The sequence below is a fragment of the Pseudomonas sp. F2 genome (assembly GCF_057174385.1).
Map to the genome: position 1 here is coordinate 5,117,371 of NZ_CM169904.1, position 16,371 is coordinate 5,133,741.

A 16,371-nucleotide genomic window follows, 5' to 3' on the forward strand; every position below is an offset into this window, starting at 1 on the left:
AGTCGAATTCTGGGGGCTGCTTCGCAACCCGGAGGGAGCAAGCTCCCTCGCCACAGGTAAAGCACAATTTCCGACCATAGCCGTCGGAATTGGTCAAAATTTGTGCTATATTCCGCGCCCGCGAAATTCAATGAAAGCCAACACCGGTTATCGACATGCAAGCAGCCAAGCCGTTATTTGACTATCCAAAGTACTGGGCCGAATGTTTCGGGCCAGCGCCATTCCTGCCGATGAGCAGGGAGGAGATGGATCAGCTCGGCTGGGATTCCTGCGACATCATCATCGTCACCGGTGATGCCTACGTCGATCACCCGTCGTTCGGCATGGCGATCATCGGCCGACTGCTGGAGTCCCAGGGCTTCCGCGTCGGGATCATCGCCCAGCCGAACTGGCAGTCCAAAGACGATTTCATGAAGCTCGGCGAGCCGAACCTGTTCTTCGGCGTCGCGGCCGGCAACATGGACTCGATGATCAACCGCTACACCGCGGACAAGAAAATCCGTTCCGACGACGCCTACACCCCGGGTGGCATGGCGGGCAAACGTCCGGACCGCGCGAGCCTCGTCTACAGCCAGCGCTGCAAAGAGGCGTACAAGCATGTGCCGATCGTTCTCGGCGGCATCGAGGCGTCCCTGCGTCGCATCGCCCACTACGACTACTGGCAGGATCGCGTGCGCAACTCGATCCTGATCGACGCCAGCGCTGACATTCTGCTGTACGGCAACGCCGAGCGGGCCATTGTCGAAGTGGCCCAGCGCCTGTCCTACGGGCACAAGATCGAAGACATCACCGATGTGCGCGGCACCGCGTTCATCCGCCGTGACACGCCGCAAGGCTGGTACGAAGTCGATTCCACGCGCATCGACCGTCCGGGCAAGATCGACAAGATCATCAACCCGTACGTCAACACCCAGGACACCCAGGCCTGCGCCATCGAGCAGGAAAAAGGCCCGGTGGACGATCCCGAGGAAGCCAAGGTCGTGCAGATCCTGGCCAGCCCGAAGATGACCCGCGACAAGACCGTGATCCGCCTGCCGTCGATGGAAAAGGTGCGTAACGATCCGGTCCTGTACGCCCACGCCAACCGCGTGCTGCACCTGGAAACCAACCCGGGCAACGCCCGCGCGCTGGTGCAGAAGCATGGCGAGATCGACGTCTGGTTCAACCCGCCGCCGATTCCGATGACCACTGAAGAAATGGACTACGTGTTCGGCATGCCTTACGCACGGGTTCCGCACCCGGCGTACGGCAAGGAAAAGATCCCGGCCTACGACATGATCCGTTTCTCGGTGAACATCATGCGTGGCTGCTTCGGCGGCTGCACGTTCTGCTCGATTACCGAGCACGAAGGCCGGATCATCCAGAACCGTTCCGAAGAGTCGATCATTCGCGAAATCGAAGAGATCCGCGACAAGGTCCCGGGTTTCACCGGCGTCATCTCCGACCTCGGCGGCCCGACCGCGAACATGTACCGCATTGCCTGCAAGAGCCCGGAAATCGAATCCGCGTGCCGCAAGCCGTCCTGCGTGTTCCCGGGCATCTGCCCGAACCTGAATACCGACCACTCGTCGCTGATTCAGCTGTACCGCAGCGCCCGTGCCTTGCCGGGTGTGAAGAAGATCCTGATTGCCTCCGGCCTGCGTTACGACCTCGCGGTCGAGTCGCCGGAGTACGTCAAAGAGCTGGTGACCCACCACGTTGGTGGTTACCTGAAGATCGCCCCGGAACACACCGAGGAAGGTCCGCTCAACCAAATGATGAAGCCAGGGATCGGTACTTACGACCGCTTCAAGCGCATGTTCGAGAAGTACACCAAGGAAGCAGGCAAAGAGCAGTACCTGATCCCGTACTTCATCGCTGCGCACCCGGGCACCACCGATGAAGACATGATGAACCTGGCGCTGTGGCTCAAGGGCAACGGTTTCCGTGCCGACCAGGTGCAGGCGTTCTACCCGTCGCCGATGGCCACCGCCACCGCGATGTACCACTCGGGCAAGAACCCGTTGCGCAAGGTCACCTACAAGAGCGACGGTGTGACTATCGTCAAGAGCGAGGAGCAGCGTCGTCTGCACAAGGCGTTCTTGCGTTATCACGACCCGAAAGGCTGGCCGATGCTGCGTGAAGCGCTGACCCGCATGGGCCGCGCCGACCTGATCGGGCCGGGCAAGAATCAGCTGATCCCGCTGCACCAGCCGGCCACCGACAGCTACCAGAGCGCCCGTCGCAAGAACTCGACGCCGGCCGGCAGCCACAAGGTCGCGAAAGAGAAGACCACCAAGATTCTCACCCAGCACACCGGCCTGCCGCCGCGTGCCAGCGACGGTGGCAACCCTTGGGACAAGCGTGAACAAGCCAAGGCTGCGGCGTTCGCCCGCAACCAGCAGGCGGCCAAGGAGCGCAAGGAAGCGGCCAAGGGCAAGGGACCGAAACCGGCGCGCAAGCCCGTCGTTCCGCGCTAAAACAGAAAACGCCAACCTTCGGGTTGGCGTTTTGCATTTCCGGGCTCAATAAATGTGATGGAGGCACTGGCCTCATCGCTGGCAAGCCAGCTCCCACAGGTTTATCTGTGGTTCACAAAACTGTGGCCGCTGATGAACCTTGTGGGAGCTGGCTTGCCAGCGAAGGGGGCAGCTCAGTCACCTCATTTGCAACTGCTCGCCACATTTAGGCGCAACTTCCTCAATCCATTTCCCCGCATCGCCCGATTTTGGTGCTGTACTGCCCTGAGCATTCCGGGAAAGCGCCCAAGCTTCTGCATGGCATAAGTCTTGCGCGCTTTCGAATACGCTTAGGCTCGCAGGAGGCACGCCGTGTCGATTCATGTCGCATTGCATCACGTCACGCATTACCGCTACGACCGCGCTGTCGAACTCGGCCCGCAGATCGTCCGCCTGCGTCCGGCCGCTCACAGCCGCACGCGGATCTTGTCGTATGCGCTGAAGGTCTCGCCCGAGCAGCACTTCATCAACTGGCAGCAGGACCCGCAGGGCAACTACCTCGCGCGTCTGGTGTTCCCCGAGAAAACCAACAAATTGCGCATCGAAGTCGATCTGCTGGCCGAGATGGCGGTGTTCAACCCGTTCGACTTCTTCCTCGAACCCTATGCCGAGAAAATCCCCTTCAGTTACGCCGCAGATGAGCGCAAGGAATTGGCGCCGTACCTCGAAACCCTGCCGCTGACCCCAGCCTTCAAAACCTATCTGGAGAGCATTGATCGCACGCCGCTGCCGGCGGTGGATTTCCTGGTGATGCTCAACCAGCGTCTCAGCGAAGACATCCGCTACCTGATCCGCATGGAACCGGGCGTGCAAACCCCGGAACACACCCTCGAACAGGCGTCCGGCTCTTGCCGCGACTCAGCGTGGCTGTTGGTGCAGTTGTTGCGCAACCTCGGGCTGGCCGCGCGGTTTGTTTCCGGCTACCTGATTCAACTGACCGCCGACGTGAAAAGCCTCGACGGCCCGTCCGGCACCGACGTCGATTTCACCGACCTGCACGCGTGGTGCGAGGTTTACCTGCCGGGCGCTGGCTGGATTGGTCTGGATGCCACGTCCGGCCTGTTCGCCGGTGAAGGGCATATCCCGCTGGCCTGCAGTCCCGATCCTTCCTCGGCTGCGCCGATCAGTGGTCTGGTCGAGCCGTGCGAATGCCAGTTCAGCCACGAAATGTCGGTCGAGCGGATCTGGGAAGCGCCACGGGTGACCAAGCCCTACACCGATGAGCAGTGGCTGGCGATTCAGGCGTTGGGGCGGCAGATTGATGCCGACCTGCTGGAAGGTGATGTGCGCCTGACCATGGGCGGCGAGCCGACCTTCGTCTCTATCGACGACCCGGACGGCGCCGAATGGAACACAGCAGCGTTGGGCCCAGACAAGCGCCGCCTCTCCGCCGAATTGTTCCAGCGCATGCGCCAGCACTACGCGCCGAAAGGTCTGGTGCATTTCGGTCAGGGCAAGTGGTACCCGGGCGAACAATTGCCGCGCTGGTCGCTCAATTCTTATTGGCGCCGTGATGGCGTGCCGATCTGGCACAACAGTGCGCTGATCGCCGATGAGCAACAGGACTACGGCGCCGATGGTGAACTGGCGGGACGCTTTCTCGCGAGTGTTGCCGAACGCCTGAAACTGCCTGCACGTTTCGTGTTTCCGGCCTACGAAGACAATTTTTATTACCTCTGGCGCGAGGGCGCATTGCCGAGCAATGTCAGCGCTGAAGATTCGCGACTTGAAGAGCCGCTGGAGCGCGCACGTCTGCGCAAGGTCTTCAGTCAGGGCCTGGATAAAGTGATCGGTCAGGTGCTGCCGTTGGCGCGCACCGCCAGGGGTGATCAATGGCAGAGTGGGCGCTGGTATCTGCGCGACGAGCATTGCCGATTGGTGCCGGGGGACTCGCCGCTGGGTTACCGTCTGCCGCTCGGTTCGCAGCCGTGGGTGAAGGCCGCCGAGTATCCGTTCATTCATCCCAACGATCCGAATCAGGCCTTCCCCGAGCTGCCGGACACCGCGCAGCTCAACAGTCATGCCGAACCCGCCACAACCGACGAACGTGCGCCGACAATCGACGAGTCCGCCGACTGGCTGACCCGCACCGCGTTCTGCGCCGAGGCGCGTGAAGGGCGTCTGTATCTGTTCCTGCCGCCGCTGGAGCGGCTCGAGGATTATCTGGAGCTGGTGGCGGCCATCGAGGCTACCGCCGAAGAGCTGCATTGCCCGGTGCTGCTGGAAGGTTACGAACCGCCCAGTGACCCGCGCCTGAGCAACTTCCGTATTACCCCGGATCCGGGGGTGATCGAGGTCAACGTGCAGCCATCGGCGACGTGGGACGAACTGGTCGAACGCACCGAGTTTCTCTATGAACAGGCGCGACAGACACGGTTGACCACCGAGAAGTTCATGATCGACGGGCGCCACACCGGCACCGGCGGTGGCAACCATTTCGTCCTCGGTGGCGCGACCCCGGCGGACTCACCGTTCCTGCGTCGTCCGGATCTGCTGCGCAGTCTGATCAGCTACTGGCACAACCACCCGTCGCTGTCCTACCTGTTTTCCGGGTTGTTCATCGGCCCGACTTCGCAGGCGCCGCGTGTTGATGAAGCCCGCAATGACGCCTTGTACGAACTGGAAATCGCCTTCGCGCAGATGCCTGAACCGGGCCAAGAGTGCGCGCCGTGGCTGGTGGATCGCCTGCTGCGTAATCTGCTGATTGACGTCACCGGCAATACTCACCGCGCCGAGTTCTGTATCGACAAATTGTATTCGCCGGATGGCGCGACCGGGCGTCTTGGTCTGCTGGAGCTGCGCGCGTTCGAGATGCCGCCCCACGCGCGCATGAGCCTGGCCCAGCAGTTGTTGCTGCGCGCGCTGGTCGCACGCTTCTGGCGCGAGCCGTATGCACCGCCGAAACTGGCGCGTTGGGGCACCGAGCTGCACGACCGTTTCATGCTGCCGCACTTTATCGAGCAGGATTTCGCCGACGTCATCGTCGAACTGAACAATGCCGGTTACCCACTGCGCGCCGAATGGTTCGCCGCGCACCTGGAATTCCGTTTTCCCAAGGTCGGCGATTACGCCGTCAACGGCATCGAACTGGAGCTGCGTCAGGCGCTGGAGCCTTGGCATGTGCTGGGCGAGGAAGGTACGGCGGGTGGCACGGTGCGCTATGTCGACTCGTCGCTGGAGCGTTTGCAGATCAAACTCAACGGCCTGCCGCCGCAGCGTTATCTGCTGACCTGCAACGGCGTCCCGGTGCCGCTGCAACCGACCGGGCGCATCGGCGAGTTCGTCGCCGGTGTGCGCTTCCGGGCCTGGCAACCGGCCAATTGCCTGCAACCGACCATCCCGGTGCACGCGCCGCTGGTGTTCGATCTGCTCGACACCTGGATGCAGCGTTCGCTGGGGGGCTGTCAGTACCACGTGGCGCACCCGGGCGGGCGCAATTACGAAACGTTGCCGGTCAACGCCAACGAGGCGGAGAGCCGGCGCATGGCGCGATTTTTCCGCATCGGACACACGCCGGGGAAACTTCCGATACCCAACCTGACAATCTCCGACGAGTTGCCGATGACACTCGATTTGCGACGTTTCTAAGTCCTGCACGACATGCGGATTTTTCGTATATCCGCACGTCATGTGCCTGCGTTAGTCTGACCGTTCCCTGCTGTCTGCCGAGCTTTCCATGCCTGACCTGCTAGACCGCTACCCGCGCACTGCGGGCACTTATCACGAACTGCTGGATGACAGCGGGGAAGTGCGCCCGCACTGGCGGCGGCAGTTCGATCAATTGCAGCGCAGCACCCCGGCGCAACTGGTGCAGCGGCAGGCGTTGCTCGCCCGACAGATTCAGGAAAACGGGGTCACTTATAACGTCTACGCCGATCCGAAGGGCGCTGACCGACCGTGGGAGCTGGACCTGCTGCCGCATGTGATCGCTGCTGATGAATGGCAGCACCTGTCGGCAGGGATTGCCCAGCGTGCGCGTTTGCTCAACGCGGTACTGGCGGATCTGTACGGGCCGCAGCGGCTGATCCGCGAAGGGCTGTTGCCGGCGGAGCTGGTGTTCGGCCACAACAATTTTCTCTGGCCCTGTCAGGGCATCGCGCCACCGGAAGAGGCGTTTCTGCATCTGTATGCCGTGGACCTGGCGCGCACGCCGGACGGGCGCTGGTGGGTTACGGCGGATCGTACCCAAGCCCCCTCGGGCGCCGGTTATGCGCTGGAAAACCGCACCATCGTTTCGCGGGCGTTTCCCGAGCTGTACCGCGATCTGAAAGTGCAGCACCTGGCCGGATTCTTTCGCACCCTGCAGGAAACCCTCGCGCGTCAGGCGCCGTGTGCTGACGACGCGCCGCTGGTGGTGTTGCTCACGCCAGGGCGCTTCAACGAAAGCTACTTCGAACATCTTTATCTGGCGCGTCAGCTCGGTTATCCGCTGGTGGAGGGCGGCGACCTGACGGTGCGCGACGCCACGGTGTACCTGAAAACCCTCAGCGGTCTGCGCCGGGTGCACGCGATCATGCGCCGGCTCGACGATGACTTCTGCGACCCGCTGGAGCTGCGCACCGACTCGGCACTCGGGGTGCCCGGCTTGCTGGAAGCGGTGCGTCAGGGCCGGGTGCTGGTGGCCAATGCGTTGGGCAGCGGCGTGCTGGAATCGCCGGGATTGCTCGGATTTCTGCCGAAGATCAATCAGTACCTGTTCGGCGAAGAACTGCTGCTGCCGTCCATCGCCACCTGGTGGTGCGGCGAGGCGCCAGTGCTGGCGCAGGCGCTGGAAAAACTGCCGGAGCTGCTGATCAAACCGGCATTCCCCTCACAAAGCTTCGCGCCGGTATTCGGCCGCGATCTGAGTGAACCACAGCGTCAGGCGCTCGCCGAGCGCATGCAGGCCCGGCCTTACGCTTATGTGGCGCAAGAGCTGGCGCAGTTGTCCCAGGCGCCGATCTGGCAAGCCGAAGACGGCCAGTTGCAACCGCGAGCCATCGGCATGCGCATGTACGCCGTGGCCAGTCGCGATGGCTATCGCGTGCTGCCCGGTGGCCTGACCCGGGTGGCCGCCGAGGCCGATGCCGAAGTGGTGTCGATGCAGCGCGGTGGCGCGAGCAAGGACACCTGGGTGCTGGGCGAGCGTGCGCCGAGTGGCGAACAATGGAAGACCCAGCGCAACGTCGGCGTACACGATCTGGTGCGCCGCGATCCGTACCTGCCCTCGCGGGTGGTGGAGAACCTGTTCTGGTTCGGCCGTTACTGCGAGCGTTGTGACGACAGTGCGCGACTGCTGCGGATCATGCTCGCGCGGTATGTCGATGGTGATGATCCGCAAGCCTTGCAGGCCGCCGTGGCGCTGGGCGAGCGTCTGATGTTGCTGCCGGAGGAGGGCGAGTTGCCGGAGCGCCTGCTGGCGGCGCTGCTCGGCGAGGACTGGTCGTTCAGCCTGCGCTCCAACCTGCAGCGCTTGCAGTGGGCGGCCTCGCAGGTACGCGGCAAGCTTTCGCGGGAGAACTGGCAGGCGTTGGTCGAGTTGCAGCGCGAGGCGCTGGAACTGGACACCGAGGAGCCGGACTTCGGCGAGTTGCTGGATTTCCTCAACCGGCTGGTGATGTCACTGGCGGCGTTGTCCGGGTTTGCCCTCGACGACATGACCCGCGACGAAGGCTGGCGCTTTCTGATGATCGGCCGGCGCATCGAACGGTTGCAGTTTCTCAGCAGCAGTCTGGCGGCGTTTCTGCGCGGTGCCGGGGCGTTCGATCAGGCCGGGCTGGAATGGCTGCTGGAACTGGGCAACAGCAGTATCACCTACCGTTCGCGGTACCTGGCGGTGGCGCAGTTGATTCCGGTGCTCGACCTGTTGCTGCTGGATGAGCAGAACCCGCACGCGGTGTTGTTCCAGTTGAAACTGGTGACCCGCACTTTGAAACGCCTGAACGATGATTTCGGCGTACCTCGCGAGGCCGGGCTGGCGCAATTGGTCGAGCGTCTGGCGCGGTTCGATCTGGGCTGTCTGGAGAACCCGCTGTTCGGGGAGAACAGCGTGCGTGCGGCGCTCGACGGTCTGGCGGATCTGCTGCAAGCGATTGCCGAGGCCAGCGCTCAGGTGTCCGATCGTCTGGCGCTGCGCCACTTTGCCCATGTCGATGATGTCAGCCAGCGCACGGTGTCCGTCTGATGAGCGCCCTTTACCAGATCCTCCACGACACCTGTTACCACTACGACAGCCCGGTGTCGCTGGCGCAGCAATTGGCGCACCTGTGGCCGCGTGAGTGCGCATGGCAGCGCTGCACCGAGCAGCAATTGCTGATCAGCCCGCAGCCGACCACGCGGCGCGATGAGCTGGATGTGTTCGGCAATCCGCTGACCCGGCTGGCCTTCGAGCGCCCGCACGACGAGTTGCAGGTCAACGCCCGGCTCACGGTTGAAGTGCTGGCGCGACCGCTGGCGGACTTCAATCAGTCCCCGGCGTGGGAGCAGACGCGCAATGCGTTGACTTACAGTAGCCAGCCGTTGTCCGCCGAATTGCTCGAGGCTTGTCGCTATCGCTTTCAGTCACCCTACGTGCATTTGAAACGCAGCTTCGTCGAATTCTCCGAAAGCTGTTTTCCTCCGGGCAAACCCTTGTTGCTGGGCGTGCAGGATTTGATGCAGAAGATTTTCAGCGAATTCACTTTCGACGCCGAGGCGACGCAAGTGGCGACACCGCTGGTCGAGGTGCTGGAGCGCCGGCGTGGCGTTTGTCAGGACTTCGCGCATCTGATGCTCGCTTGCGTGCGCTCGCGAGGGCTGGCAGCGCGCTACATCAGTGGTTATCTGCTGACCCAGCCGCCGCCGGGCCAGCCACGGCTGATCGGCGCTGATGCTTCACATGCGTGGGTGTCGGTGTTCTGTCCGGTATCGGGCTGGGTGGATTTCGATCCGACCAACAACGTGCAGCCGGCGCTGGAGCACATCACCCTGGCGTGGGGCCGGGACTTTTCCGATGTGTCGCCGTTGCGCGGGGTGATACTGGGGGGCGGTTCGCATGATCCGGAAGTGCGGGTCACGGTGATGCCATTGGAGTAAGGAATTTCACTGGCGGGAGCCAATGTGGCGAGGGAGCTTGCTCCCGCTCGACTGCGAAGCAGTCGCAAAACAATTTGGGGTCGCTGCGCAACCCAGCGGGAGCAAGCTCCCTCACCACAGATCGCTCCCTCCGGGAGCGAATCAGCAATCAGCTCAGGCGTCGGGCGCCTGGTCTTTCTGTGCATCAACATCATCATCGTTGTCAGTCGCCACTTCCCCGTCAGGGTTCAGTGCCGCTTCTTCAGCCATCTGTTTCTTGCGCTGAAGCTTTTCCTCTTTCTTCTGTTCCTTTGCCAGGTCTCGTTGACGTTTGGCGAAGGAGTAATTGGGTTTGGCCATGGGCGATCCTCTGGGGTCGAAGGTGAGGTTGAGCGGCGCGTATTCTGCCCTGTATCGGTGCCTGGCGGTTAGCCGGGTTTTTGGTCGACCCACTTGGGCGTGACGGTCGGCTTCCACTGATCGAGGGCGTCGAGCAGGGTTTGGGGCGATTCGCTCACTTGCAGCATGTCACGGTGTGGCGCGCGAACGAAGCCTTCGCCGACGATATGGTCGAGAAAAGCGGTGAGTTTGCTGTAAAAACCGTTCACTTCCAGCAGCCCCAGCGGTTTGCCGTGGTAGCCGAGCTGACCCCAGGTCCAGACTTCGAACAGCTCTTCCAGCGTGCCGAGGCCGCCGGGCAACGCGATGAACGCATCGCTCAGCTCGGCCATGCGCGCCTTGCGCGCGTGCATGCCATCGACCACTTCGAGACGGGTCAGGCTTTTGTGGCCGATTTCCTTGTCCATCAGGCTTTGCGGAATGATCCCGATCACTTCGCCGCCAGCGGCCAGCGCGGCGTCCGCCACCAGGCCCATCAGGCCCACGGCGCCACCGCCGTAAACCAGCGTCAGCTGACGCTCGGCCAGCGCGCGGCCAAGGGCCTTGGCGGCTTCGGTGTAAGCCGGATCAGTGCCGGCGTTGGCACCGCAAAAAACACAAACGGATGTGAGAGACATGCCTTCCTCCTGGGTCAATCCGTCACAGGGTAATGGCTGGCACGCCTTGATCCAAGGACTAAACTTCGCGTTCCGGTGATTCAAAGGTACCGCTGGCGCCACAGGCGTAGGCGGCGAGCAAACTGCACAACAGACCGTTAAAGAACATGACAGGCACTCCGTTTCAGTAGATGCGCCGATCATAGGCCCGGCCGGGAAATCTGGCCGGTAGATTGTTTCGATGAGTGTCATAGCCTGAAAGTTGTATACAATTTTTGACTCAAGTCATAGGAACTTGCGAAGATTTCAGGCAGTCTTTCCATCATTCGTGTTTTTGTTAACCCTGCCTTGGAGATTCACCATGTTTTCCAAAGTTGTTGCGGTATCCCTGCTGGCGCTGGCCAGCAGCCAATTGATGGCTGCCGAGTGCAAAACCACCGTTGATTCCACCGACCAGATGTCCTTCAACACCCAGTCGATCGTGATCGACAAGAGCTGCAAGACGTTCACCGTTGAACTGACCCACTCCGGCAGCCTGCCGAAGAACGTCATGGGCCATAACCTGGTGGTCAGCAAAACCGCTGACATGCAGCCGATCGCCACCGACGGCCTGGCCGCTGGCATCGACAAGAACTACCTGAAAGACGGCGACGAGCGCGTTATCGCTCACACCAAAATCATCGGTGCCGGCGAGAAAGACTCGCTGACCATCGACGTATCGAAGCTGACCGCTGGCACTGACTACGGCTTCTTCTGCTCGTTCCCGGGCCACATCTCCATGATGAAAGGCACCATTGCCGTGAAGTAATGGCTGCAGGCACAAAAAAAGCGTCCCTCGGGACGCTTTTTTGTTTTCTGTAGGAGCTGCCGCAGGCTGCGATCTTTTGAGGTTGTTTTTGATGATCAAAAGATCGCAGCCTCGTTTCACTCGACAGCTCCTACAGGGGTTTTCAACTTACGGCGCAAACGGCATGACCCGTTTGTGATGGGTCTTGTTGTAGGTGTTGACGATGATGTCGAACGCTTCCTGACGTACCGGCTCGCCGTGCAGGAAGGCGTCGATCTCGGCGTAGGTCACGCCGTGGGACGCTTCGTCCGGTTTGCCCGGCGACAGGTCTTCCAGATCCGCGGTCGGCACTTTTTCCACCAGCGATTCAGGCGCGCCGAAGCTGCGGGCAATCGCCCGGACCTGGTTTTTCACCAGACCGCTGAGCGGGGCCAGGTCGCAGGCGCCGTCGCCGAACTTGGTGAAGAAGCCCATCACCGCTTCCGCCGCGTGGTCGGTACCGATCACCAGACCGTGGGCCGCGCCGGCGATGGTGTACTGGGCGACCATGCGCATCCGCGCTTTGGTGTTGCCGAGCACGAAATCCACCGACACCGCGTGTTTGCCTTCGAACGCCGCCACTTCACTGGCCAGCGACTTCACCGCCGGGCCGATGTTGACCGTGTGGCGCTCATCCGGGGCGATGAAGTCTACCGAAGCCTGGGCGTCGTGTTCATCGAACTGGGTTTCGTACGGCAGGCGCACGGCGATGAACTTGTAGGCGTTGTCGCCAGTGCGCTCGCGCAGCTCACGCATGGCGCGCTGGGCCAAGAGACCGGCGGTCAGCGAGTCGACACCGCCGCTGATGCCCAGCACCAGGGTCTTGAGGCCGGAATTCACCAGGCAATCCTGGATAAAGGTGATGCGTCGGGCGACTTCCGCTTCGAGGGCCTGATGCCCGGCGAACGGCGGTTGCACCTTGAGCTGTTCAGCAATCTCACGCTGTACGGCTTGCATGAATTCACTCCTTGCTAGATAGGCTGGAAACGGCAGGAACCTGGAACACATGTCGCAAATAGGCGACGAAATTCGGGTCTTTACAGTGAGTCTTGCCGGGCTCGTCGGAGATCTTCGCCACCGGCTGGCCGTTGCAGGCAGTCATTTTAAGCACGATGCTCATCGGTTCGACACCCGGAATGTCACAGGTCAGGTTGGTGCCGATGCCAAAGCTGACGTTGATCCGCCCGTGCAGCGCGCGAAAGATCTCCAGCGACTTGGGCAGGGTCAGGCTGTCGGAGAACACCAGAGTCTTGCTCATCGGGTCGATGCCGAGCTTGTGGTAGTGAGCGATGCATTTTTCGCCCCACTGCACCGGATCCCCGGAGTCGTGGCGCAGACCATCGAAGAGCTTGGCAAAGAACAGATCGAAGTCGCCGAGGAAGGCGTCGGTGGTGATGCAGTCGGTGAGCGCAATCCCGAGCAAACCACGGTACTCGCGCACCCAGCAGTCGAGGGCGGCGATCTGGCTGTCGATCAGCCGCGGGCCGAGTTGCTGGTGGGCCATGATCCATTCATGGGCCATGGTACCTAGCGGTTTCATGTCCAGTTCGCGGGACAAGTGCACGTTGCTGGTGCCGACGAAGCGTCCGGGGAAATCGTGCTTGAGCACGTTCACCACTTCTTCCTGCACGCGATACGAAAAACGCCGACGGGTGCCGAAATCGGCGACCTGCAATTGCGCCAGTTCGTCGGTCGAGGCGTTGGCGCTGAGCCAGTCGAACTTGCGATACAGCTGCTCACGCGCCTGCACCAGTTCGATTTCGCGGTAGCGATAGCGGTTGCGCACTTCGCTGACGATCGCCAGCAGCGGCACTTCGTACAGGATCACATGCAGCCACGGGCCGCGCAGACGAATGAACAACTCGCCGTTCTCGATGCCGGTGTGCAAATAGCGCAGGTTGAAACGGAACAGACCGAGAAAGCGCAGGAAATCCGGTTTCAGAAAGGTGATGCGCTCGAGAAAGCTCAACTGGTCGGCGCTCAGGCTCAGCTCGGCGAGACGCTCGATCTGGTAGCGGATCTCGGCCAGATACGGCCGCAGATCTTCACTGTTACGGCAACGAAACTCCCATTCGACTTCGACGTTGGGGTAGTTGTGCAGCACCGCCTGCATCATCGTCAGTTTGTAGAAGTCGGTGTCGAGCAGGTTCTGCACGATGCGATCGGCAAACACACTCTCGCTCATAAACGGGGTCTCCAGGTGCACCGCGCAAGGCGCGGTATCAAACAATGGTGCTAGTGGCGCATATCAGCGGTGGGGATTGCCAGCAATTTTTGGCCTGTAGCGGATTTTGCTTACTGTAGGAGCTGCCGAAGGCTGCGATCTTTTGATCCTGAAAAACAAGATCAAAAGATCGTCCGATCGCGGCCCGAGCCTTCGGCAGCTCCTACAGGAGAATCAGTGGTCGTCGGGGCTATCGATCTGCTCCAGCATCCACTTCACAAAATCGCGCACCTTCGGCACTTCCGCCGCATGCTCCGGATAGGCCAGGTAATAGGCGTCGGAACTGGGCATGGCATGCTGCCAGGGAATGACCAGTTTGCCGTCGGCCAATTCCTCTTCCACCAGAAACCGTGGCAGCAGCGCCACGCCGCAGCCGACCTGGGCGGCGCGGATGCACATGTAAAAGGTTTCGAAACGTGGCCCGTGATAGCTGTGTTCGGTGTGGTAACCCTGACTGTCGAACCAATCATGCCAGGCCTGTGGCCGCGAGGCGTTTTGCAGCAGCACCAGATCGGTCAGTTGCGTCGGGTCGGTGAAAGGCTGATCCGGCAGGCTGCCGGGCGCGCAGACCGGCACCAGCTCTTCGCCGAACAGCTTCAGGCATTCGGTGCCGGGGCGCGAACCCTGGCCGAAATAGAACGCCAGATCGCTGCGCCCCTGCAGCAAGTCATCTGCCTCCTGCTCGTTGCACAGGTCGAGATGGATCGACGGATGGCGCAGACGCCAGCCTTTCAGACGCGGAACCAGCCAGCGCGCACCGAAGGTCGAGGGTGTGGAGACGCGCAGGACTTCGGTCTCGCCGCCGTAGGAACGCAGGTAATGCGTGGACATTTCCACCTGAGTGAGGATTTTTCGGACTTCCACCAGGTACAAATCCCCGGCCGGAGTCATCTGCAAACGCCGACGCACCCGGCGGAACAGCAAGTGCTGCAACAATTCCTCAAGCTGCGCGACCTGTTTGCTGACGGCGCTTTGGGTCAGGTTCAGTTCTTCGGCGGCCCGGGTGAAGCTCAGGTGCCGGGTCACGGCCTCGAAGCACTGCAGCGCGGTGATCGACGGCAGGTGGCGTTTGTTCAGCATGGGTGATCCTTTTTCTTGTCTTTCTATGCGCAGCATGAATAAACGGAATGATATCTCGCGTAAAGGTCGTTTGTTGCCTTGCCTTCGGGAAGCTACAACTAAAGGCCTGCCCGGTCGTGAACATTCGGCCGCACACATTCAGTTTTTCGCTTGAGGAGTGACCCATGGTTGCCGCATTGCTTGATCGTCTTGGTGTGAACCCGGCCCTGTACCAGAACGGCAAAGTGCCGGTGCATTCGCCCATCGACGGCAGCCGCATCGCCGCCGTGAACTGGGAAGGCCCGGCCGAAGTCGAGCAGCACATCAGTCGCGCAGATCATGCGTTCGAGCAGTGGCGCAAGGTGCCGGCACCGCGTCGCGGCGAGCTGGTGCGTCAATTCGGCGAAGTGCTGCGCGAATACAAGGCTGACCTCGGCGAGCTGGTGTCGTGGGAAGCGGGCAAGATCACCCAGGAAGGCCTCGGTGAAGTGCAGGAGATGATCGACATCTGCGACTTCGCCGTCGGCCTGTCGCGTCAACTGTACGGCTTGACCATCGCCTCGGAGCGCCCGGGCCACCACATGCGTGAAACCTGGCATCCGCTGGGCGTGGTCGGCGTGATCAGTGCGTTCAACTTCCCGGTCGCAGTGTGGGCGTGGAACACCACGCTGGCGCTGGTCTGCGGCAACCCGGTGGTGTGGAAACCGTCGGAGAAGACGCCGCTGACCGCACTGGCTTGCCAGGCATTGTTCGACCGTGTGGTGAAGAACTTCACCGATGCGCCGGCGCACCTGTGCCAGGTGATCATCGGTGGTCGTGACGCTGGCGAAGCGCTGGTGGATGACCCGCGTGTCGCGCTGATCAGCGCCACCGGCAGCACCCGCATGGGCCGCGAAGTGGCGCCGAAAGTCGCCGCGCGTTTCGCCCGCAGCATTCTTGAGCTGGGCGGCAACAACGCGATGATCCTCGGCCCGAGCGCCGATCTGGACATGGCCGTGCGCGCCATCCTGTTCAGCGCGGTCGGCACCGCCGGTCAGCGTTGTACCACCCTGCGTCGCCTGATTGCCCATGAGTCGGTGAAGGAAGAAATCGTCACCCGCCTCAAAGCCGCGTACGCCAAGGTGCGCATCGGCCATCCGCTGGAAGGCAATCTGGTCGGCCCGCTGATCGACAAACACAGCTACGAAAACATGCAGGACGCGCTGGAACAGGCACTGAGCGAGGGCGGGCGGGTATTCGGCGGCAAGCGTCAGCTCGAAGAGCAGTTCCCCAACGCCTACTACGTGTCGCCGGCCATTGTCGAAATGCCGGAACAGAGCGACGTGGTCTGCAGCGAAACCTTCGCGCCGATTCTCTATGTGGTCGGCTACAGCGACTTCCAGGAAGCGCTACGCCTGAACAACGCGGTACCGCAAGGCCTGTCGTCGTGCATCTTCACCACCGACGTGCGCGAGGCCGAGCAGTTCATGTCGGCGGTCGGCAGTGACTGCGGCATCGCCAACGTCAACATCGGCCCGAGCGGCGCGGAAATCGGCGGCGCATTCGGTGGCGAGAAAGAGACCGGTGGCGGTCGTGAATCGGGTTCCGACGCCTGGCGCGCGTACATGCGTCGGCAGACCAATACCGTGAACTACTCGCTGGAGTTGCCGCTGGCGCAGGGGATTACCTTCGACTGAGTTTGGAATGACGCAGATCCTGGGAGCGGGCTTTTGTGGAGAGGGGATTTATCCCCGATGG

11 protein-coding genes are annotated in these 16,371 nt (G+C 61.8%); 6 read left to right on the forward strand and 5 right to left on the reverse strand.

Annotation, left to right across the window (positions count from 1 at the left end; all coding sequences use genetic code 11):
• Nucleotides 1-155: 155 nt before the first annotated feature.
• The 4 genes from AC193Q_RS23035 (at nucleotide 156) to AC193Q_RS23050 (ending at nucleotide 9,551) form a co-directional block, all read left to right on the forward strand.
• On the forward strand, nucleotides 156-2,459 hold the full coding sequence (locus AC193Q_RS23035; RefSeq protein ID WP_041065663.1) for a YgiQ family radical SAM protein: 2,304 nt from the start codon (nucleotides 156-158) through the stop codon (nucleotides 2,457-2,459).
• A gap of 351 nt (nucleotides 2,460-2,810) precedes the next feature.
• Nucleotides 2,811-6,086 carry a transglutaminase family protein gene (locus tag AC193Q_RS23040; protein WP_483878824.1) on the forward strand — a complete coding sequence of 1,092 codons (3,276 nt, stop codon included), beginning with the start codon at nucleotides 2,811-2,813 and terminating at the stop codon, nucleotides 6,084-6,086.
• Nucleotides 6,087-6,174: 88 nt separating this feature from the next.
• Nucleotides 6,175-8,661, forward strand: a complete 2,487-nt coding sequence (locus tag AC193Q_RS23045) for a circularly permuted type 2 ATP-grasp protein (protein WP_483878825.1) — start codon at nucleotides 6,175-6,177, stop codon at nucleotides 8,659-8,661.
• On the forward strand, nucleotides 8,661-9,551 hold the full coding sequence (locus AC193Q_RS23050) for a transglutaminase family protein (protein ID WP_095667681.1): 891 nt from the start codon (nucleotides 8,661-8,663) through the stop codon (nucleotides 9,549-9,551). Before AC193Q_RS23045 ends, AC193Q_RS23050 begins: the two co-directional genes overlap by 1 nt.
• Nucleotides 9,552-9,704: 153 nt before the next feature.
• On the opposite strand, the gene AC193Q_RS23055 is transcribed toward AC193Q_RS23050, so the two are convergent.
• Entirely contained in the window at nucleotides 9,705-9,890 is a 186-nt protein-coding gene (locus tag AC193Q_RS23055; RefSeq protein WP_483878826.1) for a hypothetical protein, read from the reverse strand.
• A gap of 68 nt (nucleotides 9,891-9,958) precedes the next feature.
• Nucleotides 9,959-10,546, reverse strand: coding sequence for a cytokinin riboside 5'-monophosphate phosphoribohydrolase (locus tag AC193Q_RS23060; protein ID WP_041065653.1), 588 nt, complete (start codon nucleotides 10,544-10,546; stop codon nucleotides 9,959-9,961).
• A 340-nt stretch (nucleotides 10,547-10,886) separates the two neighbouring features.
• Here AC193Q_RS23060 and azu point away from each other — a divergent pair, with 340 nt between their 5' ends.
• Complete coding sequence (gene azu / locus AC193Q_RS23065) at nucleotides 10,887-11,333, forward strand: azurin (RefSeq protein WP_047290994.1); 447 nt, start codon at nucleotides 10,887-10,889, stop codon at nucleotides 11,331-11,333.
• 147 nt (nucleotides 11,334-11,480) lie between these two features.
• Here azu and nadE read toward each other — a convergent pair whose 3' ends face one another.
• The 3 genes from nadE to AC193Q_RS23080 form a co-directional block, all read right to left on the reverse strand.
• A complete protein-coding gene (nadE, locus tag AC193Q_RS23070; RefSeq protein ID WP_047290995.1) occupies nucleotides 11,481-12,308 on the reverse strand; it encodes an ammonia-dependent NAD(+) synthetase in 828 nt (275 codons plus the stop codon).
• 4 nt (nucleotides 12,309-12,312) lie between these two features.
• Nucleotides 12,313-13,536: a nicotinate phosphoribosyltransferase gene (gene pncB, locus AC193Q_RS23075; RefSeq protein ID WP_166496027.1), complete on the reverse strand. Its 1,224-nt coding sequence runs from the start codon at nucleotides 13,534-13,536 to the stop codon at nucleotides 12,313-12,315.
• A gap of 213 nt (nucleotides 13,537-13,749) precedes the next feature.
• On the reverse strand, nucleotides 13,750-14,655 hold the full coding sequence (locus AC193Q_RS23080) for a LysR family transcriptional regulator (protein WP_041065642.1): 906 nt from the start codon (nucleotides 14,653-14,655) through the stop codon (nucleotides 13,750-13,752).
• A 164-nt stretch (nucleotides 14,656-14,819) separates the two neighbouring features.
• On the opposite strand from AC193Q_RS23080, the gene amaB reads away from it, so the two are divergent.
• On the forward strand, nucleotides 14,820-16,310 hold the full coding sequence (gene amaB / locus AC193Q_RS23085; RefSeq protein WP_095667679.1) for an L-piperidine-6-carboxylate dehydrogenase: 1,491 nt from the start codon (nucleotides 14,820-14,822) through the stop codon (nucleotides 16,308-16,310).
• The last annotated feature ends 61 nt before the right edge of the window (nucleotides 16,311-16,371 follow it).

Excerpts from the sequence above, each read along its gene's own strand:
- azu (WP_047290994.1), top strand. The coding sequence starts at position 10,887 with ATGTTTTCCAAAGTTGTTGCGGTATCCCTGCTGGCGCTGGCCAGCAGC.
- nadE (WP_047290995.1), bottom strand. The coding sequence starts at position 12,308 with ATGCAAGCCGTACAGCGTGAGATTGCTGAACAGCTCAAGGTGCAACCG.
- AC193Q_RS23060 (WP_041065653.1), bottom strand. The coding sequence starts at position 10,546 with ATGTCTCTCACATCCGTTTGTGTTTTTTGCGGTGCCAACGCCGGCACT.
- amaB (WP_095667679.1), top strand. The coding sequence starts at position 14,820 with ATGGTTGCCGCATTGCTTGATCGTCTTGGTGTGAACCCGGCCCTGTAC.
- AC193Q_RS23055 (WP_483878826.1), bottom strand. The coding sequence starts at position 9,890 with ATGGCCAAACCCAATTACTCCTTCGCCAAACGTCAACGAGACCTGGCA.
- AC193Q_RS23045 (WP_483878825.1), top strand. The coding sequence starts at position 6,175 with ATGCCTGACCTGCTAGACCGCTACCCGCGCACTGCGGGCACTTATCAC.
- AC193Q_RS23035 (WP_041065663.1), top strand. The coding sequence starts at position 156 with ATGCAAGCAGCCAAGCCGTTATTTGACTATCCAAAGTACTGGGCCGAA.
- AC193Q_RS23080 (WP_041065642.1), bottom strand. The coding sequence starts at position 14,655 with ATGCTGAACAAACGCCACCTGCCGTCGATCACCGCGCTGCAGTGCTTC.
- AC193Q_RS23050 (WP_095667681.1), top strand. The coding sequence starts at position 8,661 with ATGAGCGCCCTTTACCAGATCCTCCACGACACCTGTTACCACTACGAC.
- pncB (WP_166496027.1), bottom strand. The coding sequence starts at position 13,536 with ATGAGCGAGAGTGTGTTTGCCGATCGCATCGTGCAGAACCTGCTCGAC.